This window comes from Streptomyces gardneri (genome assembly GCF_006539185.1).
In the GTDB taxonomy this organism is placed as follows: Bacteria; Actinomycetota; Actinomycetes; order Streptomycetales; family Streptomycetaceae; genus Streptomyces; species Streptomyces gardneri.
Genome location: NZ_BJMN01000014.1, coordinates 1 through 25,713, shown reverse-complemented (window position 1 = coordinate 25,713; position 25,713 = coordinate 1). Strand labels below are relative to the sequence as shown.

General features: G+C 69.8%; 23 protein-coding genes and 1 tRNA gene. 1 reads left to right on the top strand and 23 read right to left on the bottom strand.

The features are described from left to right. Window positions 1-4: 4 nt before the first annotated feature. From atpA to SGA01_RS41865, 21 genes are all read right to left on the bottom strand, one after another. Window positions 5-1,603 carry a F0F1 ATP synthase subunit alpha gene (gene atpA / locus SGA01_RS12100; RefSeq protein ID WP_024761912.1) on the bottom strand — a complete coding sequence of 533 codons (1,599 nt, stop codon included), beginning with the start codon at window positions 1,601-1,603 and terminating at the stop codon, window positions 5-7. A gap of 143 nt (window positions 1,604-1,746) precedes the next feature. Then, a complete protein-coding gene (locus SGA01_RS12095; RefSeq protein WP_141296468.1) occupies window positions 1,747-2,562 on the bottom strand; it encodes a F0F1 ATP synthase subunit delta in 816 nt (271 codons plus the stop codon). Continuing rightward, window positions 2,559-3,104 (bottom strand): F0F1 ATP synthase subunit B, encoded by a 546-nt coding sequence (locus SGA01_RS12090; protein WP_024761914.1) that lies wholly within the window; start codon window positions 3,102-3,104, stop codon window positions 2,559-2,561. The genes SGA01_RS12095 and SGA01_RS12090 overlap by 4 nt, the downstream gene beginning before the upstream one ends. A gap of 40 nt (window positions 3,105-3,144) precedes the next feature. Then, window positions 3,145-3,411, bottom strand: a complete 267-nt coding sequence (gene atpE, locus SGA01_RS12085) for an ATP synthase F0 subunit C (protein ID WP_024761915.1) — start codon at window positions 3,409-3,411, stop codon at window positions 3,145-3,147. A gap of 91 nt (window positions 3,412-3,502) precedes the next feature. Then, window positions 3,503-4,312 carry a F0F1 ATP synthase subunit A gene (gene atpB, locus SGA01_RS12080; protein ID WP_024761916.1) on the bottom strand — a complete coding sequence of 270 codons (810 nt, stop codon included), beginning with the start codon at window positions 4,310-4,312 and terminating at the stop codon, window positions 3,503-3,505. 222 nt (window positions 4,313-4,534) lie between these two features. Continuing rightward, on the bottom strand, window positions 4,535-4,948 hold the full coding sequence (locus tag SGA01_RS12075; RefSeq protein WP_055641316.1) for a Cg1360 family ATP-synthase-associated protein: 414 nt from the start codon (window positions 4,946-4,948) through the stop codon (window positions 4,535-4,537). A gap of 262 nt (window positions 4,949-5,210) precedes the next feature. Next, a complete protein-coding gene (locus SGA01_RS12070; RefSeq protein ID WP_141296465.1) occupies window positions 5,211-6,521 on the bottom strand; it encodes an MraY family glycosyltransferase in 1,311 nt (436 codons plus the stop codon). A gap of 107 nt (window positions 6,522-6,628) precedes the next feature. Further along, the gene (gene glyA, locus SGA01_RS12065) at window positions 6,629-7,876 is read right to left on the bottom strand and encodes a serine hydroxymethyltransferase (RefSeq protein WP_141296462.1); all 1,248 of its coding nucleotides are present in this window, start codon (window positions 7,874-7,876) and stop codon (window positions 6,629-6,631) included. Between the two features lie 67 nt (window positions 7,877-7,943). Next, entirely contained in the window at window positions 7,944-8,591 is a 648-nt protein-coding gene (locus SGA01_RS12060) for an arsenate reductase/protein-tyrosine-phosphatase family protein (RefSeq protein ID WP_055641319.1), read from the bottom strand. Further along, window positions 8,588-9,235: an L-threonylcarbamoyladenylate synthase gene (locus SGA01_RS12055; protein WP_055641320.1), complete on the bottom strand. Its 648-nt coding sequence runs from the start codon at window positions 9,233-9,235 to the stop codon at window positions 8,588-8,590. The genes SGA01_RS12060 and SGA01_RS12055 overlap by 4 nt, the downstream gene beginning before the upstream one ends. 40 nt (window positions 9,236-9,275) lie before the next feature. After that, window positions 9,276-10,121 carry a peptide chain release factor N(5)-glutamine methyltransferase gene (prmC, locus tag SGA01_RS12050; protein WP_055641321.1) on the bottom strand — a complete coding sequence of 282 codons (846 nt, stop codon included), beginning with the start codon at window positions 10,119-10,121 and terminating at the stop codon, window positions 9,276-9,278. A gap of 46 nt (window positions 10,122-10,167) precedes the next feature. Continuing rightward, window positions 10,168-11,244 carry a peptide chain release factor 1 gene (gene prfA / locus SGA01_RS12045; protein ID WP_141296459.1) on the bottom strand — a complete coding sequence of 359 codons (1,077 nt, stop codon included), beginning with the start codon at window positions 11,242-11,244 and terminating at the stop codon, window positions 10,168-10,170. Window positions 11,245-11,340: 96 nt separating this feature from the next. Next, a complete protein-coding gene (gene rpmE, locus SGA01_RS12040; protein WP_030321069.1) occupies window positions 11,341-11,559 on the bottom strand; it encodes a 50S ribosomal protein L31 in 219 nt (72 codons plus the stop codon). Window positions 11,560-11,706: 147 nt separating this feature from the next. Further along, complete coding sequence (locus SGA01_RS12035) at window positions 11,707-12,837, bottom strand: LCP family glycopolymer transferase (RefSeq protein ID WP_141296457.1); 1,131 nt, start codon at window positions 12,835-12,837, stop codon at window positions 11,707-11,709. Between the two features lie 205 nt (window positions 12,838-13,042). After that, a complete protein-coding gene (gene rho / locus SGA01_RS12030; RefSeq protein ID WP_174867277.1) occupies window positions 13,043-15,136 on the bottom strand; it encodes a transcription termination factor Rho in 2,094 nt (697 codons plus the stop codon). Window positions 15,137-15,573: 437 nt separating this feature from the next. After that, window positions 15,574-16,491 carry a homoserine kinase gene (thrB, locus tag SGA01_RS12025; RefSeq protein WP_055641325.1) on the bottom strand — a complete coding sequence of 306 codons (918 nt, stop codon included), beginning with the start codon at window positions 16,489-16,491 and terminating at the stop codon, window positions 15,574-15,576. Between the two features lie 343 nt (window positions 16,492-16,834). Further along, complete coding sequence (gene thrC / locus SGA01_RS12020) at window positions 16,835-17,905, bottom strand: threonine synthase (protein WP_141296451.1); 1,071 nt, start codon at window positions 17,903-17,905, stop codon at window positions 16,835-16,837. A 7-nt stretch (window positions 17,906-17,912) separates the two neighbouring features. Further along, window positions 17,913-19,211 (bottom strand): homoserine dehydrogenase, encoded by a 1,299-nt coding sequence (locus SGA01_RS12015; protein ID WP_055646020.1) that lies wholly within the window; start codon window positions 19,209-19,211, stop codon window positions 17,913-17,915. 151 nt (window positions 19,212-19,362) lie between these two features. Next, window positions 19,363-20,754, bottom strand: coding sequence for a diaminopimelate decarboxylase (gene lysA, locus SGA01_RS12010; protein WP_141296448.1), 1,392 nt, complete (start codon window positions 20,752-20,754; stop codon window positions 19,363-19,365). 18 nt (window positions 20,755-20,772) lie between these two features. Continuing rightward, window positions 20,773-21,741, bottom strand: a complete 969-nt coding sequence (gene nrtL / locus SGA01_RS12005; RefSeq protein ID WP_141296445.1) for an ArgS-related anticodon-binding protein NrtL — start codon at window positions 21,739-21,741, stop codon at window positions 20,773-20,775. Between the two features lie 81 nt (window positions 21,742-21,822). Then, the gene (locus tag SGA01_RS41865; protein ID WP_229917648.1) at window positions 21,823-22,380 is read right to left on the bottom strand and encodes a response regulator; all 558 of its coding nucleotides are present in this window, start codon (window positions 22,378-22,380) and stop codon (window positions 21,823-21,825) included. 169 nt (window positions 22,381-22,549) lie between these two features. On the opposite strand from SGA01_RS41865, the gene SGA01_RS11995 reads away from it, so the two are divergent. Next, window positions 22,550-22,621: transfer RNA gene (locus SGA01_RS11995), tRNA-Arg, on the top strand. 143 nt (window positions 22,622-22,764) lie between these two features. Here the strand turns inward: SGA01_RS11995 and SGA01_RS41860 are convergent. Both SGA01_RS41860 and SGA01_RS11980 read right to left on the bottom strand, forming a co-directional pair. Further along, window positions 22,765-23,637 carry a hypothetical protein gene (locus tag SGA01_RS41860; protein WP_229917609.1) on the bottom strand — a complete coding sequence of 291 codons (873 nt, stop codon included), beginning with the start codon at window positions 23,635-23,637 and terminating at the stop codon, window positions 22,765-22,767. 194 nt (window positions 23,638-23,831) lie between these two features. Further along, a complete protein-coding gene (locus SGA01_RS11980) occupies window positions 23,832-25,373 on the bottom strand; it encodes a M4 family metallopeptidase (protein ID WP_141296659.1) in 1,542 nt (513 codons plus the stop codon). Between the last annotated feature and the right edge of the window lie 340 nt (window positions 25,374-25,713).

Genomic DNA, 25,713 nt, shown 5'->3' with positions numbered 1-25,713 from the left:
GTCGTCACTTCGAGACGTTGACGGCGGCAGGAGCGTCCTCGCCCAGCAGCTTGCCGTCAGAGGTCTCGAACTGCTTCTTGAACTCCGCGATGGCGTCACCGACGGACTGCAGGGTGTCGTCGGACATCTTGCCGCCCTCACGGATGGAGGTCATGAGACCCGAGTGGTTCTGGCGGAGGTACGCCAGGAGCTCGGCCTCGAAGCGACGGATGTCGACGACCGGGACGTCGTCCATCTTGCCGGTGGTGCCGGCCCAGACGGAGACGACCTGGTTCTCGGTGGGCATCGGCTGGTACTGAGCCTGCTTGAGCAGCTCGACCATGCGCTGTCCACGCTCCAGCTGCGCCTTGGAGGCGGCGTCCAGGTCCGAACCGAAGGCGGCGAACGCCTCCAGCTCACGGAACTGGGCCAGGTCCACGCGAAGGCGGCCGGAGATCTGCTTCATCGCCTTGTGCTGGGCGGAGCCACCGACACGGGAGACCGAGATACCGACGTTCAGGGCCGGGCGCTGGCCGGCGTTGAACAGGTCGGACTCCAGGAAGCACTGGCCGTCGGTGATGGAGATGACGTTGGTCGGGATGAACGCCGACACGTCGTTCGCCTTGGTCTCGACGATCGGCAGACCGGTCATCGAACCGGCACCGAGCTCGTCCGAGAGCTTCGCGCAGCGCTCGAGCAGACGCGAGTGCAGGTAGAAGACGTCACCCGGGTAGGCCTCACGGCCCGGCGGGCGGCGCAGCAGCAGCGACACGGCGCGGTAGGCGTCGGCCTGCTTCGACAGGTCATCGAAGACGATCAGGACGTGCTTGCCCTGGTACATCCAGTGCTGACCGATGGCGGAACCGGTGTACGGCGCCAGGTACTTGAAGCCGGCCGGGTCGGACGCCGGGGCGGCGACGATCGTCGTGTACTCGAGCGCGCCGGCCTCTTCCAGGGCGCCGCGAACGGACGCGATGGTCGAGCCCTTCTGGCCGACGGCGACGTAGATGCAGCGAACCTGCTTGTTCACGTCGCCCGAGCGCCAGTTGTCGCGCTGGTTGATGATCGTGTCGACACACAGCGCGGTCTTGCCGGTCTGACGGTCACCGATGATCAGCTGACGCTGACCACGGCCGACCGGCGTCATGGCGTCGACGGCCTTGTAGCCGGTCTCCATCGGCTCGTGCACCGACTTACGGGCCATAACGCCCGGGGCCTGCAGCTCGAGGGCGCGGCGGCCCTCGGTCGCGATCTCGCCGAGACCGTCGATCGGGTTGCCGAGCGGGTCGACAACGCGGCCGAGGTAGCCCTCACCGACACCGACCGAGAGGACCTCGCCGGTGCGCTGCACCGACTGTCCCTCCTCGATGCCGCTGAACTCGCCGAGGACGATCGCACCGATCTCGCGCTCTTCGAGGTTCAGCGCGAGGCCGAGGGTGCCGTCCTCGAACTTCAGCAGCTCGTTCGCCATGGCCGAGGGAAGACCCTCGACCTTCGCGATGCCGTCGCCGGCCAGGCTGACCGTGCCGACCTCCTCGCGCGAGGCCGCGTCCGGCTGGTACGACTGGACAAAGTTCTCCAGTGCGTCCCGGATCTCCTCCGGCCGGATCGTGAGCTCCGCCATCTGGGTTCCCTGCTCTCCTTGTTGGGCCCGAAGTTTCTTAAGGGGTCTGGGGGCCGACCCCCAGGAATCTTCTGCAATCTCTGCACGGCCCAACCGGGCCGCTGGTGTTGCTGTGATGCTTGTTGCTTTGGTGGCTGCAGCCGTCAGCCGGCCAGTCGCCGGGTCGCCTCGCCGAGGCGCTCCGCGATGGACCCGTTGATGACCTCGTCGCCGACCTGCACCGTGATCCCGCCGAGGACCGCCGGGTCCACGTCCAGGTTCAGGTGCATCTCCCGGCCGTACAGCTTGGCCAGTACGGCACCGAGGCGCTGCTTCTGCTGGTCGGACATCGGCACCGCCGAGGTGACGACGGCGACCATCCGGTTCCGGCGCGCCGCGGCGAGCTTGGACAGGGACTCGAGTCCCGCTTCCAGGCTACGTCCCCGGGGCTGGGTCACCAGACGGACGACCAGACGCTCGGTGGTCGCGTGGGCCTTGCCGCCGAGCAGGCTGCGAAGCAGCGCGCCCTTGGCGGTGGCCGTGGCGGCCTTGTCCGTCAGCGCCGAGCGGAGCTCGGGGCTGGAGGACACGATCCGGCCGAACCGGAACAGCTCGTCCTCGACGCCATCGAGCGCGCCCGCCTTCTGCGCCGCGGTGAGGTCGGCGATGTTCGCCAGCTCCTCCGCCGCGTCGACGAGGTCGCGCGAACGCGACCAGCGGTTGCGCACCATGCCCGAGACCAGGTCGACGGTCTCGCCGCCCACCTGACCGCTCAGGAGTCGCTGCGCGAGCTCGGCCTTGGCCTCACCCGACTGAGCGGGGTCGGTCAGGACCCGGCGCAGCGACACCTCGCGGTCGAGGAGCGCGGTCACGGCGGTCAGCTCGTCCGAGAGCTTCGTCGCGTCGACCGGGGTGTTGTCGGTCAGCGCGTCGAGGGACTCGCGGGCGGCGGACAGTGCCTCGCGGCTCGCTCCGTTCATCGGACGGCCTCTGCCTTCTCCTCGAGCTCATCGAGGAAGCGGTCGATCGTCCGGCTCTGGCGGGCGGTGTCCTCGAGGGACTCGCCGACCAGCTTGCCGGCCAGGTCGGTGGCGAGCTTGCCCACGTCCTGACGCAGCGACGCGGACGCGGCCTTGCGGTCGGCCTCGATCTGCGAGTGGCCGGCCGCGATGATCTCCTCGCGCTGGCGCTGGCCTTCCGCCTTCATCTCCTGGATGATCGCGGTGCCCTGCTCCGTCGCCTCCTGGCGAAGACGCGCGGCCTCGTGGCGGGCCTCGGCGAGCTGGGCCTTGTACTGCTCCAGCACGCTCTGGGCCTCGATCTGGGCCGACTCGGCCTTCTCGATGCCGCCCTCGATGGCCTCGCGACGCTCGTCCAGAACCTTGTTGATGTTCGGGAGGAGCTTCTTGGCGAGGAAGCCGAAGACGATGACGAAGGCGATCAGGCCGATGACGAGCTCGTCAAGATGCGGGATCAGAGGAGGCTGGGGCTCCTCCGCCTGCGCAAGAAGAAGCGCGTTCACATCAGTGCCTTCCGTAAAAGAATCGGGCAGTCGGTCCGGCTTACTGGTAGACGAAGCCCATGACGATGCCGATGAGGGCGAGCGCCTCACAGAAGGCGAAGCCCATGATCTGGTTGGTGCGGATCAGACCGGCGGCCTCGGGCTGGCGGGCGAGGGCCTGCGTACCGTTACCGAAGATGATGCCGACGCCGACGCCGGGGCCGATCGCGGCGAGGCCGTAACCGATCGAGGCGACGTTGCCGACGACGTTGGTCTTGGCGCTGCCACCTTCGGCGGCAAGGTTGATCATGTCGAGAGCAGCGGACATGCCGTTACTTCCTTCTCTGTTCAATGACCCGATGGGGGTTGGCCACCGGACGACTGATGGTTTCGGGGTGGAGCTACGGGGCCGGAACGGCTCAGTGGTGCTCGGAGAGCGCGCCCTGGATGTAGCTGCAGGCCAGGAGGACGAAGACGTACGCCTGGACGGCCTGGATGAAGAGCTCGAAGGCGGTCATCACGAGGACCATCACGAACGAGGCGCCGGCGTAGACGAAGCCGAGGCCGTTCATGAGGTACCAGGTGGCCAGCGAGAACATCACGATCAGCAGGTGACCGGCGAACATGTTCGCGAACAGTCGCACCGCGTGCGTGAAGGGCCGGATCAGGAGGTTCGAGAAGAACTCGAGGACGACGACCATCGGGAGAATGGCACCGAGGGACTTGTCGTAACCGACGATGTTCTTCCAGCCGCCCACGAAGCCGTGCTTCTTGAACGTGAGCGAGATCCACATGACGTACACGATCAGCGCGAGACCGGCCGGGAAGGCGATCAGCGAGGTGACCGGGAACTGGGCGAGCGGAACGATCGACCAGAGGTTCATGATCCAGACGAAGAAGAACAACGACACCATGAAGGGGACGTACTTCTCGCCGTCCTTCTTGCCGATGATCTCGTAGACGATGCCGCGGCGCACGAAGTCGTAACCGGCCTCGCCGACCATCTGCATCTTGCCGGGGATCAGCTTGGGCTTGTTGAAGGCGGCCCAGAAGAACCCGACGACCACGATCGACCCGAGCACGGCGAGCAGCATCGGCTTCGTGATCTCGATGCCGGCCACCGTGGCGATGGGCTCGTACATGAACGTGTGCAGGCCCGGAGCCGGGAAGCCGCATCCACTGAAGATGTGGCAATCCGGGTCGAAGGCAAGCGTCTGGTCAGCACTCACCGCGGGCTCCTTCAGCGTGGCGCATAGGTACGGCAACCTCGTTGTGTCGGCGCGGCACGCAGCCGCGGGTCGGCACTGGACTGGTCTTACGGATAAGGGGGCGGCGGTTCGGCATCGAGCCTCGCGCTGGGACAGGCGTCTCGGATGCCCGCGCCCGCAGTGCCGCAGTTGGCACCGGACGATAGCAGGAAGCCGAACGTGGCTTTATCCCGGCCCTACCCTTCACGACTTCGACCCCGTGTTTCCGGGGTCGATGTACGTGATCTTGGCCTTCATGTAGGCACGGGCCTGCGCGGCGACCCACACCACGGTCGTCGCGAGCAGCGTGAAGGCGAAGGCCTTGAAGTCGAACAACGTGGTGTTCTTGAGCAAGGCGAGAAAGATGAAGAGCACCAACAACTGGGCCGTGTAGAGCATCAGCCCCATGGCCTGGAAGAGGTGCGGAAGTGACTTCGCCGTCCGCTGCAGAACCAATTGCCCGATGCCCATGAAGAGGATCACGACCAGGGTGCCGACGACGGCGCCGATCGCGCCCTTGCCACCGGCGACCACAGCGCTGATGACCGTGGCGATCGCGCCGACGGCAGCGGTGGGGATGACGGTGTGCAGAAGGATGCGTGCGTCGTTGGACGGCATGGCGGTGTCTCCGCTTGCTGGAGGGGGCGATGGTGTCGTCATGGACGAGCGTAAGCCCGGTCCGAGGTGGGTCTCGGGGCCAACAGACCGTCGCACTACGGTCTTTCGGCACTGTCGCCGGGTCTCGTGAACGGTATCACAAACTATTTGAGTAGTTCTTTACCCGTAAGGTGTGCCAACTGTCACACATGAGAGTTAGTCCGCGCGTGTGTGCACGACACGAGGGCGAGTTGTCTGCTATTGGCCGCCGAAGCGGCTTTCGTCAACTCGGCGTTCCGGCCTTCCGCCGATCGGTGAAGCGCTCCCGGTTGCCGATGGCGGTGGCCCCGTGGAGCCCCGCGGGCACCGGCACCCGCTCTTCCGTCAGGTCCGGGCCGCCCAGTCCCTCCGGCACGGGGGCCGGCTTGCGGCGGCGGTAGCGCGGCGGGACGACGGCCTGGGCCCAGCGGGGTGCGCGCGGCGTGAAGCGCGGCAGCAGGAGCAGGACGAGACCGATCGCGCTCAGCACGGTGATGCCGAGGACGATCCACATCGAGGCCGAGTGGACCGAGTACGCGAGCGTTCCGAAGGCGATCAGCGCCGACCAGAAGTACATGATCAGCACCGCGCGGCTGTGCGAGTGCCCGATCTCCAGGAGCCGGTGGTGCAGGTGCCCGCGGTCGGCCGCGAACGGCGACTGGCCCTTCCACGTACGGCGCACGATCGCGAGGACCAGGTCCGCCATCGGGATCGCGATGATCGTGAGCGGCAGCACCAGCGGGATGAAGACGGGCAGGGCGGCGTGGGTGGCCTCGCGGGTCGAGCCCTCGAAGATCTTCAGCGCGTCCGGGTCGACCTGGCCGGTGATCGAGATGGCCGAGGCGGCCAGGATCAGGCCGATCAGCATCGAGCCCGAGTCGCCCATGAAGATCCGCGCCGGATGCATGTTGTGGGGCAGGAAGCCCAGGCACATGCCCATGAGGATGGCGGTGAAGAGCGTCGCGGGGGCGGCGGCCTCGATCGTGTAGCCGTACCAGAGCCGGTAGGCGTACAGGAAGAAGGCCGCGGCGGCGATGCAGACCATGCCGGCGGCGAGGCCGTCGAGACCGTCGACGAAGTTGACGGCGTTGATGGTGAGGACCACCAGGGCGACGGTCAGGAGCGTGCCCTGCGCCGGGGTCAGGAGGACCACGCCGACGCCGGGGATCGGCAGCCACAGGATCGTCAGACCCTGCGCGACCATCACGCCCGCCGAGATCATCTGCGCGCCCAGCTTGATGAGCGCGTCCAGCTCGAACTTGTCGTCGAGGACGCCGATCAGCCAGATCAGCGCGGCGCCGGACAGCAGGGCGCGCGGCTCGTTGGACAGCTCGAAGACGCTGCTGAGGTTCTGCAGGTGGTCGGCGACGAGCAAGCCCGCGCACAGCCCGAAGAACATGGCGATGCCACCGAGCCGCGGAGTCGGTTCTCGGTGTACGTCGCGGGCGCGGATCTCCGGCATCGCCCCGGTCGCGATGGCGAACTTCCGCACCGGACCGGTGAGGAGGTAAGTCACCGCGGCCGTGACACAGAGCGTCAGCAGGTAATCACGCACGGGCTGCCCCACAGGAATCGCTGGCCATCTCAGCCCCACACCCTAGCCGTGCCGTCCATGTGCTTGGAGACACGCGGGCCGCCCGAACGGTTGCGCTCGGGTCTTCCTCAGCGTCCAAACGGGGGAAATCGGCCGGTCAGAGCACGTACTTCCGCCCTGACGCGGGCGGTCTCGGCGGGATCATCACGCAACGCGGCGGTGAACAGTGCGGCAATTCTCGCCATCTCCGGGGCGCCCATGCCCTGGGTCGTGACGGCGGCCGTACCGAGCCGGATGCCACGCCCCTCCCCGTACGGCAGGGCGCAGGTGTCGAGCACCATGCCGGCGGCGGCCAGCCGGGCCCGGGCGGTCCGGCCGTCGACGCCGAGAGGCGCGGGGTCCGCGGTGATGAGGTGGGTGTCGGTGCCGCCGGTGGTGAGGGCGAAGCCCTCGGCGGCGAGCGCGGCGGCGAGCACCCGTGCGTGTTCCACCACCTGATGGGCGTACGTGGCGTACGCCGGAGTGGACGCCTCGCCGAACGCCACCGCCTTGGCCGCGATCGTGTGCATCTGGGCGCCGCCCTGGGTGAACGGGAACACCGCCCGGTCGATCCGGCCCGCGAGCTCGGCACCGCACAGGACCATCCCGCCGCGCGGTCCGCGCAGGACCTTGTGGGTGGTCGCGCAGACGACGTCGGCGTACGGGACGGGACTGGGGGCCGCTCCCCCGGCGACCAGGCCGATCGGGTGGGCCGCGTCGGCGATCAGATACGCCCCGACCTCGTCGGCGATCTCCCGGAAGATCCGGTAGTCGAGATGGCGCGGGTAGGAGATCGAACCGCAGACGATCGCCTTGGGACGGTGGTGCCGGGCGAGGGCGGCGACCTGCTCGTAGTCGACGAGGCCGGTCTCGGCGTCGACTCCGTACGGGACGAAGTCGAACCAGCGGCCGGAGAAGTTGGCGGGTGAGCCGTGCGTGAGGTGCCCGCCGTGCTCCAGGCCCATGGCGAGGACGGTGTCCCCGGGCCTCAGAAGGGCCGCGTAGGCCGCCAGGACGGCCGAGGAGCCGGAGTGCGCCTGGACGTTCGCATGGTCGGCTCCGAAGAGCGCGGTGGCCCGTTCCACGGCGATCCGCTCGGCGGCGTCGGCGTACTCGCAGCCGCCGTGGTGCCGGGCGCCGGGGTAGCCCTCGGCGTACTTGTTGGCGAGCGGGGAACCGAGGGCGGCGAGCACGGCGGGCGAGGCGAAGTTCTCGGCCGCGATCAGCTGCAGACTGTCGCTCTGCCGCCGCACCTCGCCGAGCAGCACGTCGGCGATCTCCGGGTCCTGCCGGCGCAGGACGTCGAGATCCTCATCGGGGGGCGCGGTGACCGGCATGCCACCAATGTAGGCACGCACCCCCCGACGCGCGCGCTCAGAATCCACGACACGGCACGACAACCGGTCAGTCGCGCGCCGCCACGCCCGTCAGGGCCGTCACCACCGGGTCCAGCGCCTGGTTGATCTCATCGCCGATCGAGCGGAAGAAGGTGATCGGGGCGCCGTACGGGTCGTTGACCTCGTCCGCGTCCACCGAGGGGGCGAGGAGCCACCCGCGTAGAGCCGCGGCAGCGCGGACCAGGGCTCGGGCGCGTTCGACCATGCCTTCGTCGCGCGCGTCGGGGAGCGTGGCGGGGTCGATCGCGCGGACCAGGCGGGTGAACTCCTTCAGGGTGAAGGTGCGCAGGCCCGCCGAGTGGCCCATCGAGATGACCTGTGCCCGGTGGTCGCGGGTTGCCGTGAGGACGAGGTCCGCGCGGATGACGTGCTCGTCGAGGAGCTCGCGGCCCACGAAGCCGCTGTAGTCCGCGCCGAAGTCCGCTAGGACCAGCTCTGCGTTGGTCTCCATGGGGGCGCCCTCGTGGCCCCAGGTACCGGCGCTCTCCACGATCAGGCCGCCGCCGAGCGGATCGCCCAGGCGGTCGCACAGGGCATGGCGGGTCAGCCGCTCGGTGATCGGCGAGCGGCAGACGTTGCCGGTGCTGACGTGGAGGATGCGGAAGGTGCTGCTGTCGTCGAACCCCGCTATGCCACGCCCCTCAGGGGCGGTCAACTGGCCACCTCGAGGTCGGGTACGACCTTCCGGAGCTCCTCCGGGGACAGCGCGCCCTCGCGCAGCAGCACCGGCACCTTGCCCGTGACGTCGACGATGGAGGACGGGACGATGCCCGGCGTCGGGCCGCCGTCGAGGTAGACGGAGACGGAGTCGCCGAGCATCTGCTGGGCCGCGTCGCAGTCCTCCGGCGACGGGTGGCCGGTGAGGTTGGCCGAGGAGACGGCCATCGGGCCGACCTCGGTGAGCAGCTCGATCGCGACCGGGTGCAGCGGCATGCGGATGGCGACGGTGCCCCGGCTGTCGCCCAGGTCCCACTGGAGGGAGGGCTGGTGCTTGGCGACGAGGGTCAGCGCGCCGGGCCAGAAGGCGTCGACGAGCTCCCAGGCGTGCTCGGAGAAGTCCGTGACCAGGCCGTGGAGGGTGTTCGGGGAGCCGATGAGCACGGGCGTGGGCATGTTGCGGCCCCGGCCCTTGGCGGCCAGCAGGTCCGCGACGGCCTCGCTGCTGAAGGCGTCCGCCCCGATCCCGTACACGGTGTCGGTGGGCAGCACGACCAGCTCGCCCCGACGGACGGCGGACGCGGCCTCGCGCAGACCGGTCACACGATCGGTGGCCTCGTTGCAGTCGTATCGCCGTGCCATCAGTTCCCGGCCTCCTCGTACGCGTGGTTCGTCATGGCGGTCATGGCATCGCCTTGCGGGCGGTCGCGAAGCGCGGCCGGTTGTTCAGGTCCGGGTGGTCGGCGGCGTCGGCCCAGCCGGCCTCTTCGTTGAAGATCCACGGCACCTGCCCGCCCTGGGTGTCCGCGTGCTCGATGACGACGAGGCCGCCGGGGCGCAGCAGCCGGTGGGCGGTGCGCTCGATGCCGCGGATGGTGTCGAGGCCGTCCTCGCCGGAGAAGAGGGCCATCTCCGGGTCGTGGTCGCGGGCCTCGGGTGCCACGTACTCCCACTCGGTGAGCGGGATGTACGGCGGGTTGGAGATGACCAGGTCGACCTGGCCGTCCAGCTCCGGGAGGGCGGTCAGCGCGTTGCCCTGGTGGACGGAGACGCGGGAGCCCTCGGCGTTCTTCCGGGTCCAGACGAGGGCGTCGTCGGAGAGCTCCACCGCGTGCACGCGGGAGCGCGGGACCTCCTGCGCCATGGCGAGGGCGATGGCCCCCGAGCCGGTGCAGAGGTCGACGATGAGCGGTTCGACGACGTCCATGGCGCGTACGGCGTCTATGGCCCAGCCGACGACCGACTCGGTCTCGGGGCGGGGCACGAAGACGCCGGGCCCCACCTGGAGCTCCAGGTAGCGGAAGAACGCCCGGCCGGTGATGTGCTGGAGCGGTTCGCGCGCCTCGCGGCGGGCGATCGTCTCCCAGTAGCGGGCGTCGAAGTCCGCGTCCTTGACGTTGTGCAGCTCCCCCCGCTTGACGCCGTGCACGAACGCGGCGAGCTCCTCCGCGTCGAAACGCGGTGAGGGAACGCCGGCGTCGGCCAGCCGCTGGGTGGCCTGGGCCACCTCGGCAAGCAGCAGGTTCACGCTGGTCCTCCGTGGTGCGGGGTGGGGCTTACGGAACTTACGCCGGTCAGGCCGCGGCGAGCTTGGCGGCCGAGTCGGCGTCGACGCAGGCCTGGATCATCGGGTCCAGTTCGCCGTCGAGCACCTGGTCCAGGTTGTACGCCTTGAAGCCGACGCGGTGGTCCGAGATGCGGTTCTCCGGGAAGTTGTACGTCCGGATCTTCTCGGAGCGGTCGACGGTGCGGACCTGGCTGCGGCGGGCGTCGGCGGCCTTGGACTCGGCCTCCTCCTGCGCGGCGGCGAGCAGCCGGGAGCGCAGGATACGCATGGCCTGCTCCTTGTTCTGGAGCTGGCTCTTCTCGTTCTGGCAGGAGGCGACGATGCCGGTCGGCAGGTGGGTGATGCGGACGGCGGAGTCGGTGGTGTTGACCGACTGGCCGCCGGGGCCCGACGAGCGGTAGACGTCGATGCGCAGGTCGTTGGCGACGATCTCGACCTCGACCTCCTCGGCCTCGGGCGTGACGAGCACGCCGGCGGCGGAGGTGTGGATACGGCCCTGCGACTCGGTGGCGGGCACGCGCTGCACGCGGTGGACGCCGCCCTCGTACTTGAGGCGGGCCCAGACGCCCTGGCCGGGCTCGGTGGCGCCGTTGCCGCCCTTGGTCTTCACGGCGACCTGGACGTCCTTGTAGCCGCCCAGCTCGGACTCGGTGGCGTCGATGATCTCGGTCTTCCAGCCGACGCGCTCGGCGTACCTGAGGTACATGCGGAGCAGGTCGCCGGCGAAGAGCGCGGACTCGTCGCCGCCCGCTCCCGCCTTGATCTCCAGGATGACGTCCTTGTCGTCGCTCGGGTCGCGCGGGACGAGGAGCAGGCGGAGCTTCTCGGTGAGCCCCTCCCGTTCCTTCTCCAGCTGCTTGACCTCGGCGGCGAAGTCGGGGTCGTCGTGCGCCAGCTCGCGGGCGGTCTCGATGTCGTCACCGGTCTGCTTCCAGGAGCGGTAGGTGGCGACGATCGGGGTCAGCTCGGCGTAGCGCTTGTTCAGCTTGCGCGCGTTCGCCTGATCGGCGTGGACCGAAGGGTCCGCGAGCTTCGTCTCGAGATCGGCGTGCTCGCCGACCAGTTCCTCGACCGCCTCGAACATCGGGGGCTCCTGGGTTTTCGTCAGTTGCTACGGGGACGGCAAAGCGCCGGTCCCGGCCACCCGCGCGGGGCGACCGTGGACCGGCGCAGGGGCTCGCTACTTGGCGGAGCCGGCCTTGCCGAAGCGGGCCTCGAAGCGGGCCACGCGGCCGCCGGTGTCGAGGATCTTCTGCTTGCCCGTGTAGAACGGGTGGCACTCGGAGCAGACCTCGGCACGGATGGTGCCCTCGGTCAGGGTGCTACGAGTGGTGAACGACGCGCCGCAGGTGCAGCTGACCTGGGTCTCGACGTACTCGGGGTGAATCTCGCGCTTCAAGGTGTCTCCTAGTTTCGGGAGGGCTCCGGGTCGCCGCCGCGGTGTTGCGGACAGCGTGAACCGGGGCCGACGTACCAGTCTGCCAGGACCGGCCGCATCTCCCCAAACCGGGGTCCGGCCGAAAGTATTCCTCGACTGTCCGGGGGGCTACTTCACGACGCCTTCGGCCTTGCCCGTGGCGGCGTCCTTCGTCGCCGACGCGGGGATCGGCCTGTCGGTCTTCAGGGCCGTCCAGACCTGCCGGGACTGGGCCTCCAGCGGGATGACCCGGTTGGGGTCGGCGGGGTCGTACTCGACCGGCAGCGTGATCATGTGGACGTTGTCGGGGCCGATGCCGGAGAGGCCCTTGGCGAAGCCCATCAGCTCCTGGACCGAGTCGAGCTCGGAGTCCGGGGTGATGGCCTTGGTGGCCGCGTCGGCGAGGTCGAGGAGCTTCGCCGGGTTGGTGAAGACGCCGACGTCCTTGACCTGGTCGATGAAGGCCTTCATGAAGGCCTGCTGGAGCTGGATGCGGCCGAGGTCGCTGCCGTCGCCGACGCTCTTGCGGGTGCGGACGAGGCCGAGGGACTGCTCGCCGTCGAGGGTGTGGGTGCCCGGGCCGAGGTCGAGGTGGCTCTTGGAGTCCTTGATCGGCTGGGTGGTGGTGATCTCCACGCCGCCGAGTTCGTCGATGAGCTTCTTGAAGCCCGTGAAGTCGACCTCGATGTAGTGGTCCATGCGGATGCCGGACATCGCCTCGACGGTCTTGACGGCGCAGGCGGGGCCGCCGACCTCGTACGCGGTGTTGAACATCGCTCGCTGCTCGCCGGGGACGGGCGTGCCCTTGCTGTCGGCGCACTGCGGCCGGTCGACGAGGGTGTCGCGGGGGACGGAGACCACGCTGGCCTTCTTGTGGCCCTCGTAGACGTGGACGACCATCGCGGTGTCGGAGCGGGCGCCGCCCTCGTCCTCGCCGTACGCGGCGTTGTCGCCGGCGCGGGAGTCGGAGCCGAGGACGAGGATGTCCAGGGAGCCGTTGTCGACGTCGTCGGGGCGCTCGGTGCCGAGTTGGGCGTTGATGTCGACGCCCTTGATGTTGCCGTCGAGCTTGACGTACACGTACCCCAGACCGGCCCCGCCCAGGACGAGAACCGCGGCGACGCCCGACAGGAGGATCGTCAGGCGGCGTCGGCTCTTGGCGGGCGGCTTGCGGCGGCGGCCGCTTCCCGCGCCTGGGGGTCCCCCCACGCCCCCAGGGCGTCGGGGGCGTATTCGGCCGGTGTTGTTCTGCTCGGTCATCGTCTTCCCTCGGGCCCTCGGTTCACCATGTGTGACGGCGAAGCACCCAAAAGGGTTGCATAAGGACCTGTGAGGTTTCGGTGAGCAACGCACCGCGCCCACCGTGCGGGGCACGGTGGGCGCGGTGTTTGTGCAGGTCACGACAGGGTTACGAGACCGGGGTCTCGCTCCGGTCGCGTGACCGTCGCGTGATGCAGGTCACGCGTCAGTCGTCGTTCTTGCCGCCAGGAGTCGTCTTCTGGATCTGGAGCAGGAACTCGCCGTTCGACTTCGTCTGCTTCATCTTGTCGAGGAGCAGCTCGATCGCCTGCTGCTGGTCGAGCGCGTGCAGCACACGGCGCAGCTTCCAGGTGACGGCGAGCTCGTCGGCGCCGAGCAGGATCTCTTCCTTACGGGTGCCGGACGCGTCGACGTCCACCGCCGGGAAGATGCGCTTGTCGGCGAGCTTCCGGTCGAGCTTGAGCTCCATGTTGCCGGTGCCCTTGAACTCCTCGAAGATCACCTCGTCCATGCGCGAACCGGTGTCGACGAGCGCGGTGGCGAGGATGGTCAGCGAGCCGCCGTCCTCGATGTTGCGCGCGGCACCGAAGAAGCGCTTCGGCGGGTAGAGCGCGGTCGAGTCGACACCACCGGACAGGATGCGGCCGGAGGCCGGCGCCGCGAGGTTGTACGCGCGGCCCAGGCGGGTGATCGAGTCGAGCAGGACGACGACGTCGTGACCCAGCTCCACGAGACGCTTGGCGCGCTCGATGGCGAGCTCGGCGACCGTGGTGTGGTCCTCGGCCGGACGGTCGAAGGTCGAGGAGATGACCTCGCCCTTGACCGACCGCTGCATGTCGGTGACCTCTTCCGGACGCTCGTCGACCAGGACGACCATCAGGTGGCACTCGGGGTTGTTGTGCGTGATCGCGTTGGCGATGGCCTGCATGATCATGGTCTTGCCGGTCTTCGGCGGGGCCACGATCAGACCACGCTGGCCCTTGCCGATCGGCGACACGAGGTCGATGATCCGCGTGGTCAGCACGCCCGGGTCGGTCTCCAGACGGAGCCGGTCCTGCGGGTAGAGCGGGGTCAGCTTGTTGAACTCCGGGCGGCCGCGGCCCGAGTCGGCCGCCATGCCGTTCGCGGAGTCCAGGCGGACCAGCGCGTTGAACTTCTCGCGGCGCTCCCCGTCCTTCGGCTGACGCACGGCACCGGTGACGTGGTCACCCTTGCGCAGGCCGTTCTTGCGGACCTGGGCGAGGGAGACGTACACGTCGTTCGGGCCGGGCAGGTAGCCGGAGGTCCGGATGAACGCGTAGTTGTCGAGGATGTCGAGGATGCCCGCGACGGGGATCAGGACGTCGTCGTCGGAGACCTGCGGCTCGCCGGCCTGGAAGTCGTCACGGCCACGACGGCCACGACGGTCGCGGTAGCGACCGCGACGGCCGCGACGGCCGCCCTCGCCGTCGTCGTAGTCGTCCTGCGGGCCGGCCTGCTGGCCGCCCTGCTGACCCTGGCTCTGACCCTGACCCTGCTGGCCCTGGCCCTGACCCTGGCCCTGGCCGCCCTGACGCTGGCGCTGGCCGCCCTGGCCACCGCCCTGCTGCTCGTCACCCTTGCCGCGCTCGCGCTGACGGTCACGGCGGTCGCGGCGTTCGCCGCGCTCCCCGCGCTCGCCGCGGTCACGGCGGCCACGGCCCTCGGCGCCGTCGACGGCACCCTCGGCCTTGGCGTCGGCGGCCTGCGTGTCGGCCTTGACGTCGGTACGGGTCTCGGTGCGGGCCTCGGTCTTGACGACCTGGGCCGCCTCGGCCTTGGCCTCGCCCTCCGGCGAACCGGCGGGGGCGGTGGCCCGACGGCGACGGCGCTCACCGGCCGGCTGGTCCTCGGAGGCCGGCTGACCCGGGATGTCGATCTGCTGCTGGGCGACGGCCTTCTCGGCCTTCTCCGCCTGGGGAGCGGTGGCCTCGGCCGCGGCCTCGGCCGTACGGCTCTTGGAGGTGGCGCGGCGCTTCGGCTTGGTCTCGACGGCCTCTGTGCCGTCTGCGGGCTTCGCGGCCTTGGCGGGCGCGGCGGATCCCCCGCCGGCCTGCGCCTCCTTGATGACCTCGATCAGCTGGCTCTTGCGCATCCGCGCGGTGCCCCTGATGCCGAGGCCGGACGCGACCTGCTGCAGCTCGGCCAGGACCATGCCGTCGAGGCCGGTGCCGGAGCGGCGGCGCCGTGCGGTGCCGCCGGTGGCAGCACCTGCGGCGGGCGCGGCGGTGTCGACACTGCTGTCGGCAGTCACGCCCATCAGATCGGTGGTGTCGCTCACGAAGGGTCCTTCCCTGGAGCGGACGTCGGCCTTCTGGCTCGGCGACCGGTTGTGCTGTCCGAACAGGGTCCTGGCTTGTGGACCGTGTCCGGGGCGGTGGTCCCGCCGGGTACGGCGGAGAGAGAAACGTGCTGTGGGTCCGGCCCGAGGCCCCCTGCTCGGCCCTCACCGGAAAAAGCGAGGGGTGTCGCGCCGGTTCCGGAGCGTGCTCAAAACTGCTCAGGCAGGCTGCTCAGGCAGTTGAGGAGGCTCCCGGAAGAATGGTGGTCCCTGATGGGGACACTCCGCACCGCTCCACAAAGAGGTCGGGTGCAGACTTGAGGTTAACACTACCGGCTCCAACAAACATTCCCCCTCTCCCTCACCGGCAATCTCTTGTCCGGCTGTTGTCCGGAGCACCGCGGGGGACGCTGCCCGGCGCCCCCGCCGCCGCGCCCCTAGGGCGCCAGCGGCAGCACGCTCGCTCCGGACGCGTCGAGGTCGAGCCGGTTCGCTGCCCAGCCCTCGCCCGCCAGTCGGGCGACCTTGTCGGCCGTCCCGTGTTCGGCCAGCGCGAGCACCGTGGGGCCCGCGCCGGAGATGACCGCGGGGACGCCGTCCGCGCGCAGTCGGTTCACAAGGGCGATGCTCTCCGGCATCGCGGGGGCCCGGTACTCCTGGTGCAGCCGGTCCTCGGTGGCCGCGAGCAGCAGCTCGGGGCGACGGGTCAGGGCCTCGACGAGGAGGGCGGCGCGCCCGGCGTTGGCCGCGGCGTCCACATGCGGGACGGTGCGCGGCAGCAGTCCGCGGGCGGTCTCGGTCAGTACGGGCTTTCCGGGCACGAAAACCACCGGAACGATGGAATGCGAAGGATCCATCCTGATCGCCCGCGCGGCGCCGGACTCGGTCCAGGCGAGCGTGAATCCGCCGAGCAGACAGGCGGCGACGTTGTCGGGGTGGCCCTCGATCTCGGTGGCCAGCTCCAGGAGGGCGGCCTCGTCGAGCTTCGCGTCCCCGCCTATGGTCACGGCGCGGGCGGCGACGATGCCGGCGCAGATGGCGGCGGAGGAGGAGCCGAGGCCCCGGCCGTGCGGGATGCGGTTGGCGCAGACGACCTCGAGGCCGCGCGGCTGCCCGCCGAGCAGGTCGAAGGCGGTACGCAGGGAACGTACGAGCAGGTGGCTCTCGTCGCGCGGGAGGGTCTCCGCACCCTCACCGGCGATGTCGACGTGCAGCCCGGAGTCGGCGACACGGACGACGACGTCGTCGTAGAGGCCCAGCGACAGGCCGAAGGCGTCGAAGCCCGGGCCGAGATTGGCGCTGGTGGCGGGGACGCGCACCCGTACGGCGGCGGCGCGGAACGCTGGACCGGCCATCGCTCGATGACTCTCCTTGATTGCGACAACGGTGTTTCAGACAGCGGGTGTTGCGGACTTCAGATGCTGCGGACAGCGGGTGTTGCGGACTGCGTGTTTCGGACAGCGGATGCTCACGACAGGTGTACGGGGACCCGGGGTCCGTTTCGGCCGGGGAGGCGACAACGGCAACAACACCGCGCATATGCGTCGGGGCGGGTTCGGTACAGCCTATCGAAGGAAGGTTCTGTGGCGACATAGGGCGCACAGGAGGCGCACGATGCGTGTCGCGAGCCAACCTGTGCGCCTATGTACGTTCCTGATCGGGTTTCGATCAGTGCTTCACCCCGCGCAGGGGGTGGGATCAGGCCAGACCGAGACGCTCGGCGGCGGCCGCGGCGTCGACCGGAACGGTCACCGGCTGCGGCGCGCCGGCCACGGCCCAGTCGGGGTCCTTCAGGCCGTTGCCCGTGACCGTGCAGACGATCCGCTGCCCCGGGTCGACCTTGCCCTGCTCGGCGGCCTTCAGCAGACCGGCGACCGAGGCGGCCGAGGCGGGCTCGACGAAGACGCCCTCCTGTGCGGCCAACAGACGGTAGGCGCGCAGGATCTCACGGTCCGTCACCTCGTCGATGAAGCCGCCCGACTCGTCGCGCGCGGCGATCGCGTAGTCCCACGACGCCGGGTTGCCGATGCGGATCGCGGTGGCGATCGTCGACGGGTCCTTGACGACCTCGCCGCGCACGAGCGGCGCGGAACCGGAGGCCTGGAAGCCCCACATGCGCGGCCGGTGCGTGGACATGGCGTCGGCGGCGTACTCGGTGTAGCCCTTCCAGTACGCCGTGATGTTGCCGGCGTTGCCCACGGGCAGGACGTGGATGTCGGGGGCGTCGCCCAGCATGTCCACGATCTCGAACGCGGCGGTCTTCTGGCCCTCGATGCGGACCGGGTTGACCGAATTGACCAGCGCCACCGGGTAGTTCTCGGAGAGGCTGCGGGCCAGCGTCAGGCAGTCGTCGAAGTTGCCGTCGACCTGGAGGATCTTCGCGCCGTGCACGAGGGCCTGGCCCATCTTGCCGAGCGCGATCTTGCCCTGGGGCACGAGGACGGCCGACACCATGCCGGCCCGTACCGCGTAGGCCGCGGCCGAGGCGGAGGTGTTGCCGGTGGACGCGCAGATGACGGCCCGCGCACCCTCCTCCTTGGCCTTGGAGATGGCCATGGTCATGCCCCGGTCCTTGAAGGAGCCGGTGGGGTTGGCGCCCTCGACCTTGAGGTGCACCTCGCAGCCCGTGCGCTCGGACAGAACCTGAGCGGGGACGAGCGGCGTGCCGCCCTCACGGAGCGTGACGACCGGCGTCGTGTCCGTGACCGGAAGGCGGTCCCGGTACTCCTCGATGATGCCGCGCCACTGGTGGGTGCCCTTGCTGGTCATGGGTCCTTTACTCCCCTTCAACACGCATGATGCTGGCGACACCGCGCACGGTGTCGAGCTTGCGCAGCGCCTCGACGGTCCCGGAGAGGGCGGCGTCGGGCGCGCGGTGGGTGACGACGACGAGAGAGGCCTCGCCGCCTCCGTCCTGTCGACCGTGCTGGCGCACAGTATCGATGGATACGCCGTGCTCGGCGAAGACCGTCGCGACCTGGGCGAGGACGCCCGGCTTGTCGGCCACGTCGAGGCTGATGTGGTACCGCGTCACCACGTCGCCCATGGGGCTCACGGGCAGCTGGGTGTACGCGGACTCGCCGGGGCCGTTGGCCTCGTTGAGCTTGTTGCGGCACACGGCGACGAGGTCGCCGAGCACGGCCGAGGCGGTCGGTGAGCCGCCGGCGCCGGGGCCGTAGAACATGAGCTGTCCGGCGGCGTCGGCCTCGACGAAGACGGCGTTGTACGCCTCGCGGACGGAGGCCAGCGGGTGGCTCAGCGGGATCATCGCCGGGTGCACGCGCGCGGTGACGGACTCGCCGTCGGCGGCCCGCTCGCAGATCGCGAGCAGCTTGATGGTGCAGCCCATCTGCTTCGCCGAGGCGAAGTCGGCGGCGGTGACCTCGGTCATGCCCTCGCGGTAGACGTCGTCGAGACGCACGCGCGTGTGGAAGGCGATCCCGGCGAGGATGGCGGCCTTGGCGGCGGCGTCGAAGCCCTCGACGTCGGCGGTCGGGTCGGCCTCGGCGTAACCGAGGGCGGTGGCCTCGTCCAGCGCCTCGGAGTATCCGGCGCCGGAGTTGTCCATCTTGTCCAGGATGAAGTTCGTCGTGCCGTTGACGATGCCCATCACGCGGTTGATCTTGTCGCCGGCGAGCGACTCGCGGAGCGGCCGGATGAGCGGGATGGCGCCCGCGACGGCGGCTTCGTAGTACAGGTCCTGGCCGTGCTGCTCGGCGGCGGCGTAGAGCGTCGCGCCGTCCTGGGCGAGGAGCGCCTTGTTCGCGGAGACCACGGAGGCCCCGTGCTCGAAGGCGGTGGTGATGAGGGAGCGGGCCGGCTCGATCCCGCCGATGACCTCGACGACGACGTCGATGTCGCCCCGTTTGACGAGGGCGGTCGCGTCGGTGGTGATCAGCTCGGCCGGGATGCCCCCGCGGACCTTGTCCGGGCGGCGGACGGCCACGCCGGCGAGCTCGACCGGGGCGCCGATGCGCGCGGCGAGGTCGTCGGCGTGCGTCGTCATGATGCGCGCCACCTCTGAGCCGACCACTCCACAGCCCAGCAGCGCCACCTTCAGCGGACGCGTACGCATCATCCGACCTCGTTTCTCGTACTACTTCGTCGTCGTATCTCTGACGGTTTTCTACGGTGGAACCAGTCTCACTCACCGGACGGGGGTTTCCGGCCCCTGTCCGGATCCTGAGACATCTATTTCATCACTCGGCTATCACTCGACTATTTCATCACCCGACGTCGAGTCGCAGGAGATCTTCTTCCGTCTCGCGGCGGACGATCACCCGCGCCTCACCGTCCCGGACGGCCACGACGGGCGGCCGGAGAGCGTGGTTGTAGTTGCTGGCCATGGAGCGGCAGTACGCGCCGGTGGCGGGCACGGCGATGAGGTCGCCGGGGCCCAGGTCGGCGGGGAGGAAGGCGTCCCGTACGACGATGTCACCGCTCTCGCAGTGCTTGCCGACGACCCGGGAGAGCATCGGCTCGGCGTCGCTGGTCCGCGAGACGAGGCTGACGCTGTACTCGGCGTCGTACAGGGCCGTGCGGATGTTGTCCGACATGCCGCCGTCGACGCTCACGTACGTGCGCAGCCCTTCGAGGGGCTTGACGGTGCCGACCCGGTAGAGCGTGAAGGCGGTGGGGCCCACGATGGCCCGGCCCGGCTCGACGGAGATCCGCGGCGTCCGCAGCCCCGCGGACTCGCACTCCCGCGTGACGATCTCGCTGAGCGCCTTGGCGATCTCGTGCGGCTCGCGCGGGTCGTCCTCGGAGGTGTACGCGATACCGAGGCCGCCGCCGAGGTCGATCTCGGGCAGCTCGACGCCGTGCTCGTCACGCACCTCGGCGAGCAGCTGCACGACGCGCCGGGCGGAGACCTCGAACCCGGCCATGTCGAAGATCTGCGAGCCGATGTGCGAGTGGATGCCGATGAGCTCCAGGCCGTCCAGCTTCAGCGCCCTGCGCACGGCCTCGGCGGCCTGCCCGCCGGCGAGCGCGATGCCGAACTTCTGGTCCTCGTGCGCGGTGGCGATGAACTCGTGCGTGTGGGCCTCGACGCCGACGGTCACCCGGATCTGCACGCGCTGGCGCTTCCCGAGGGACTGGGCGATGTGGGCGACCCGCACGATCTCCTGGAAGGAGTCGAGCACGATCCGCCCGACACCGGCCTCGACGGCCGTCCGGATCTCTTCCTCGCTCTTGTTGTTGCCGTGGAAGGCGATGCGCTCGGCGGGCATGCCGGCCGACAGCGCGGTGGTGAGCTCGCCCCCGGAGCACACATCAAGATTCAGCCCCTCCTCCTTGAGCCACCGGACGATGGCCCGGGAGAGGAACGCCTTCCCGGCGTAGAACACGTCGGCGTCCTTGCCGAAGGCCTCGGCCCAGGCGCGGCAGCGGGCGCGGAAGTCGGTCTCGTCGAGGAAGTAGGCGGGGGTGCCGAACTCCTCGGCGAGCGCGTCGACGCCCAGCCCCCCGACGGTGGCGACCCCCCGCTCGTCCCTCGTGACGGTCCGGGCCCACACCTTGGGGTCGAGGACGTTGAGGTCGGCGGGCGGCGCGGAGTAGTGGCCCTCGGTGAGGACGTCTGCGTGGCGGGGGCCTGCGGGGTGGGCGGAACGGCTCATGTCTGGTCTTCTGCTCTTTCAGATCCGGTCGGGTGCGCTGATGCCGAGCACGGAGAGGCCACCGGCGAGCACCGTCCCGGCGGCTTCGGCGAGCGCCAGCCGGGAGCGATGGGCGGCCGAGGGTTTCTCGTCGCCGAGCGGCAGGACGGTGTGCTGGAACGCGAGCAGCGCGTCGGCGAGGGCTTCCAGGTGCCGGGCGACCCGGTCGGGGGCGCGGTGGCGGGCGGCGGCGAGCAGGACGACGGGGTGGTCGCCGAGGACACCGAGGAGTACGGGCGCGTCGACGGGCACCTCGGGGGCGGGCCCGACCCCGAGCTGCTCACCGTTGACGAGCAGCCGTCGGACCCGGGAGTGCGCGTACCGCACCCGGAAGAGGGAGTTGCGCTCGTGCTGGGCGAGGAGGGGCGCCCCGTCGAGGGGCCGGTCGTGCGGCGCGGCGCGCAGGAGCGCCCACCGGGCGGCGTCGCTCCCGAGCCTCTCGACCTCGTACGCCCCGGGGTGCACGTACACCCGCTCGCCGCCGCCGACCCCGGGGTCGACGTCGGCGCCCTGCGAACGCAGCAGCCGCACGACGACCTCGGTCACGAGCACGGCCCGTGACTCTGTCACCTCGGCGAAACGGACGGTGGTGCCGGCGAGTGCGGTGCCGTGCCCGTACGACGCTCCGGCGGCGCGGACGACACGGACGAGCTCGCTCCCCGCATCGCCACGCAGGGTGAAGTTCAGGAAGCCGGGCCCGGTGATCTCGACACCGCGGAGCCCGGGTGCGTCACGGAGCCGCTCCTCGATGATCCCGGCGACCTCGCGGGCACTGCGCCCGGCAGACCTGGCGAGGACGAGCGCGACGTTACTGGCGTACTCCCCGGCACCGCCGGGCCGGGCCCGCTCGACCTTGATCCGCGGGGGCACCTCGACCCGCAGTGCACCGTCGTCGACCGCACGGCGCACGGCGTGCAGCACGGTGAGGGAGAGGTCCGCGGGGGTCACGGGACAAGCCTAGGGGAGGAGGGGGGTCAGAACGCGAACCGGTTTCGCCATGCGGGCACCCGGCCCCGACCAGCCGCCCCCTCAATGAGCGCCGGGCGCACTCCCGGCACGCCGCGCTTGCGACCGGACGTCCTGCGGGGCGCCCTGCGGGGACACCTCCGGAACGCCATCCGACTCGCCCTGCCGACCTTCACTCCGCAATTCCTGCCGCCCGTCGGCTGCGGGCGGCTCCTCTCCCCCCTCCTGCCCGGCGGCCTTCCGGCGCGCACGGCGCTCGTGGTGCATCAACTGACGCACGACGCGGACGAGCTCGGAGGGCTCGAAGGGCTTGGCGAGAAAGGCGTCGACACCGGAACCGACGCCGCCGGCCGCCTCGTGCTCACCGCAGGCACTGATGATCGCCACCGGCAGATGTCTGGTCCGCGGGTCGGCCCGCAGCCGCTCGGCCGTCTTGATCCCGTCCAAGCGGGGCATGACGACGTCGAGGGTGACGACATCAGGACAGACCTGATGAACGACATCCAGACACTCGGCACCATCGGCCGCGGTCACGACCTCGAACCCCTCGAGTTCGAGATTGACCCTGATCAACTGCCGGATCACCTTGTTGTCATCGACAACGAGCACCCGACCGGACATGCCTGACACACGAACGAGAGTAGGACGCCCCGATGAGCTGCGTCCGGGTTTTGCCCACTTCCGACCCGTGCGGGGGAACCAGCCCCTGGTGACACCACGGAAATACCTGTTCACAGGCACGCCTCACGAGCTGGTAGGGTTCTACCCGTCGCCGCCGAACGCGGCGGACGCCCCCGTAGCTCAGGGGATAGAGCAACGGCCTCCGGAGCCGTGTGCGCAGGTTCGAATCCTGCCGGGGGCACTTCGCAGGAAGTGCCACACAGACCCCGTGATCAGCGGAAACGCTGAACGCGGGGTCTTGTTGTATGTGCAGGTGCATGACGCCCTGAGCGGCCGAGCACGGAAATGACGAAGGCTCCGGGACTGGTCCTGGAGCCTCTTCGGCTAGTCGGCGGTCACTCCCCAGTAGCCGATCGAGGCGGGCCTGCCGTCGCGGTAGAGCACCGTGCAGTTCCCTTGGGCGCCGTCGGGGAACTCCAACCGCCCTGAATCGAGGGCCGCGTCCCAGTCCTCGTAGGTGGGTTGGCCGCTCGGGGACCAGGCGCGCACTTCGCTGTCGGTCAGCGGTCGCATGAACGGACCATCGCTCCGGTCCGTGGCATCGATCATGTGGGGGAAGTCCAGCACTGTGCCCGTACCACCGGTGAAGATGTACTCGTGCCATGCCGGATCGCGCCACAACTCCTCGATGGATCGCCCTCCGAAGCCGTGGTCGTCCTCCGCCAGGTTGCCATCCTGGGCCTGCCGGAATGCAGCCGCCAGATCAGGCTGATACGGGCCCGTCTGTGTCCAGGCGTTACCGCCCATTCCTGTCTCCTCCCCATGCGAACCGTCGAAGCGGACCGCAGCGTAGGCGATCGCACTGACAGTCCCCCCTCGCTCGATCACTCGCACTCCCCCAGCAGGTCTGCGAACCGCCGATTCGCCGCATCCTGACGACCTCTCACTTGGGCAGACGCCACCGATCGGTTGGTGTCGTCGGTCAGTCAGTAGATTCGGTTCTTTGCGCGACCGGTCCTCCGCCAGATCACCGTCATCCCGAGCGCCAGGATGCCCAGCGCCACGACCACGAGGGTCGGCGGTCGACTGCTCGAACACGTCGAGCGGATCGGAGACCTGGGCAGCCGCCCCCGCCCCGAGCAGCTCCGGCTCACAGCCGGGCTCCTGGCCGAGCTTCTGCCGCTCGACGAACACCGCCGTGCCGAAGTCATCACGAGAAGTCTGATGCGCCGAGTGCTCACCCGGCTCCACGGGCATGTGCGGATGTGCTGCTCGCGCATCTGGGCGATCTGTCACTGCCCATGGGGACTCCGGACTCGGCGCGCCGACCGCGGCCGCCCGTGCGTGGTGCCAACGGCTTCTCCCCAGCGCGCTCACTGTTGGTGTGAATGGAAGACCCCGCCTGCGGCGGGTGGGCCGGGGCGGGGTCTTTCGTGTGGTGCGGTGTGGGGTTACTTCACGTTGATCGCCGTCCAGGCCTTGGCGACCGCCGTGTACTCCGGGCTGTTCGCGCCGTAGAGGTCGGTGGTTGCCGAGAGGGTGGCCGTGCGGGCGCCGGCGTAGGTGGTGGAGGAGGTCATGTAGGTGGAGAGCGCCTTGTACCAGATCTTGTAGGCCTTCGTGCGGCCTATGCCCGTGAGGGTGGAGCCGTCGGAGGTGGGCGAGTTGTAGGTGACGCCGTTGATCGTCTTCGTGCCGCTGCCTTCGGAGAGCAGGTAGAAGAAGTGGTTCGCCGGGCCAGAGGAGTAGTGGACGTCGAGGCGGCCCACCGAGTTGGACCAGTAGTCGGCGGAGTTGCCGTCCCTGCTCGGCTTGTCCATGTAGCGGAGCGGGGTGCCGTTGCCGCGGATGTCGATCTTCTCGCCGATGAGGTAGTCGCCCGCGTCGGTGGCGTTCGCCGCGTAGAACTCGACCGAGGTGCCCAGGATGTCCGAGGTGGCTTCGTTGAGGCCGCCCGACTCCTTGCTGTAGCGGAGGCCCGCCGTGGAGGCGGTGAGGCCGTGGGTCATCTCGTGGCCGGCCACGTCGATGGACGTCAGCGGCTTGGTGTTGCCCGCGCCGTCGCCGTACGTCATGCAGAAGCAGGTGTCGGACCAGAAGGCGTTGACGTACGCGTTGCCGTAGTGGACGCGGGAGTACGCCGCGACGCCGTCTCCGCGGATGCCGTTGCGGCCCAGTTCGTTCTTGTAGAAGTCCCAGGTGAGCGCGGCGCCGTAGTGGGCGTCGGCGGCGGCGGTCTCGCGGTTCGTCGCCAGGCCGTTGCCCCAGGTGTCCGTGCTGTTCGTGAAGAGCGAGCCGGTGCCGTTGGTGCCACCGTTCAGGTCGTACGTCTTGTGGCCGCCGCGGGTCGCGTCCGTGAGGGTGTACGAGGGCGCCGTGCCGAGCGTGACCTGGCCGCTGTACTGGGTGTTGCCGGTGCCCGTCTCGATCGCCTCGTAGGAGTAGAGCTCCTTGCCCGTGGTGGCGTCGGTGATCACGTGACGCTCGCTCGGAGTGCCGTCCGACTGCGTGCCCGTGACGGTCGTCTCCCAGGCCAGCGTCGGCTTGCCCGTCGCCGCCCAGACCACCTTGCGAGCGGTGGAGGCGGATTCCGAGGCGTGGGCACCGGAGGCCAGGGCCGCCTTCTTCGCGGTGGCGTCGGAGACCTGGGCCGCCGTGCTCGCGACCGATATCCGGGCGTTGGTCGCCTTCGTCGTCGCGCGAGTGCCGTTCTTCTTCTGGTGCACGACCAGGTCGCCGCCGAGGACCGGCAGGCCTTCGTAGGTGCGCTCGTAGCGCGTGTGGACGGTGCCGTCCGCGTCCTTGACGACGTCGCGGACGACGAGCTTCTCCTGGCCGGAGAGACCGATCGCCCTGGCGGTCGCGGCGGCTCCCGCCTGCGCCTCCTGGACGGCCGCCGCGCGCTGCGTGCCGGTGAGGACGAGCGCGGTGGCGCCCGCCTCCCGCTGGGCGTCCGCGCTGGCGGATCCGGTCTGGACTCCGACGACGATCATGGCCGCCGAGGCGATGAGGGCGGTCGAGAGGGCGGTGCGGCGGTGCGAGGACTGCTGGCGGATCACGCGGGCTCCTTCGCTGAAGCACGTGGGGGTTGTGGGGGGGGTGGCGCGGCTGTGAGCGTGCCAGCGAAGGGAAGGTTTTGGCAGGTCTACGACAAGGATTTGACCATCTGTTGTCCGAAGGACAGAGAACTCTGTCCGTTATTCGGGAAGTTGGGCGCGTGCGCGGGGCCGCCTGCCCGATGTCGGGCAGCGCGAAGCCCCCCGGCGGGATGTCCGGGGGGCTTCGGGTTGGGGGTGGGGTGGGGGGGGGGGGGGGGGGGTGGGGTGGGGTGGG

Bases quoted from the DNA above. Each gene is read 5' to 3' on its own strand.
- atpA (WP_024761912.1), bottom strand. From the start codon at position 1,603: ATGGCGGAGCTCACGATCCGGCCGGAGGAGATCCGGGACGCACTGGAG.
- SGA01_RS12095 (WP_141296468.1), bottom strand. From the start codon at position 2,562: ATGAACGGAGCGAGCCGCGAGGCACTGTCCGCCGCCCGCGAGTCCCTC.
- atpE (WP_024761915.1), bottom strand. From the start codon at position 3,411: ATGTCCGCTGCTCTCGACATGATCAACCTTGCCGCCGAAGGTGGCAGC.
- SGA01_RS12075 (WP_055641316.1), bottom strand. From the start codon at position 4,948: ATGCCGTCCAACGACGCACGCATCCTTCTGCACACCGTCATCCCCACC.
- glyA (WP_141296462.1), bottom strand. From the start codon at position 7,876: ATGCCGGTCACCGCGCCCCCCGATGAGGATCTCGACGTCCTGCGCCGG.
- SGA01_RS12055 (WP_055641320.1), bottom strand. From the start codon at position 9,235: ATGGCACGGCGATACGACTGCAACGAGGCCACCGATCGTGTGACCGGT.
- prfA (WP_141296459.1), bottom strand. From the start codon at position 11,244: ATGTTCGAGGCGGTCGAGGAACTGGTCGGCGAGCACGCCGATCTCGAG.
- SGA01_RS12035 (WP_141296457.1), bottom strand. From the start codon at position 12,837: ATGACCGAGCAGAACAACACCGGCCGAATACGCCCCCGACGCCCTGGG.
- thrB (WP_055641325.1), bottom strand. From the start codon at position 16,491: ATGGCCGGTCCAGCGTTCCGCGCCGCCGCCGTACGGGTGCGCGTCCCC.
- thrC (WP_141296451.1), bottom strand. From the start codon at position 17,905: ATGACCAGCAAGGGCACCCACCAGTGGCGCGGCATCATCGAGGAGTAC.
- SGA01_RS12015 (WP_055646020.1), bottom strand. From the start codon at position 19,211: ATGCGTACGCGTCCGCTGAAGGTGGCGCTGCTGGGCTGTGGAGTGGTC.
- lysA (WP_141296448.1), bottom strand. From the start codon at position 20,754: ATGAGCCGTTCCGCCCACCCCGCAGGCCCCCGCCACGCAGACGTCCTC.
- SGA01_RS41865 (WP_229917648.1), bottom strand. From the start codon at position 22,380: ATGTCCGGTCGGGTGCTCGTTGTCGATGACAACAAGGTGATCCGGCAG.
- SGA01_RS41860 (WP_229917609.1), bottom strand. From the start codon at position 23,637: ATGCCCGTGGAGCCGGGTGAGCACTCGGCGCATCAGACTTCTCGTGAT.
- SGA01_RS11980 (WP_141296659.1), bottom strand. From the start codon at position 25,373: ATGATCGTCGTCGGAGTCCAGACCGGATCCGCCAGCGCGGACGCCCAG.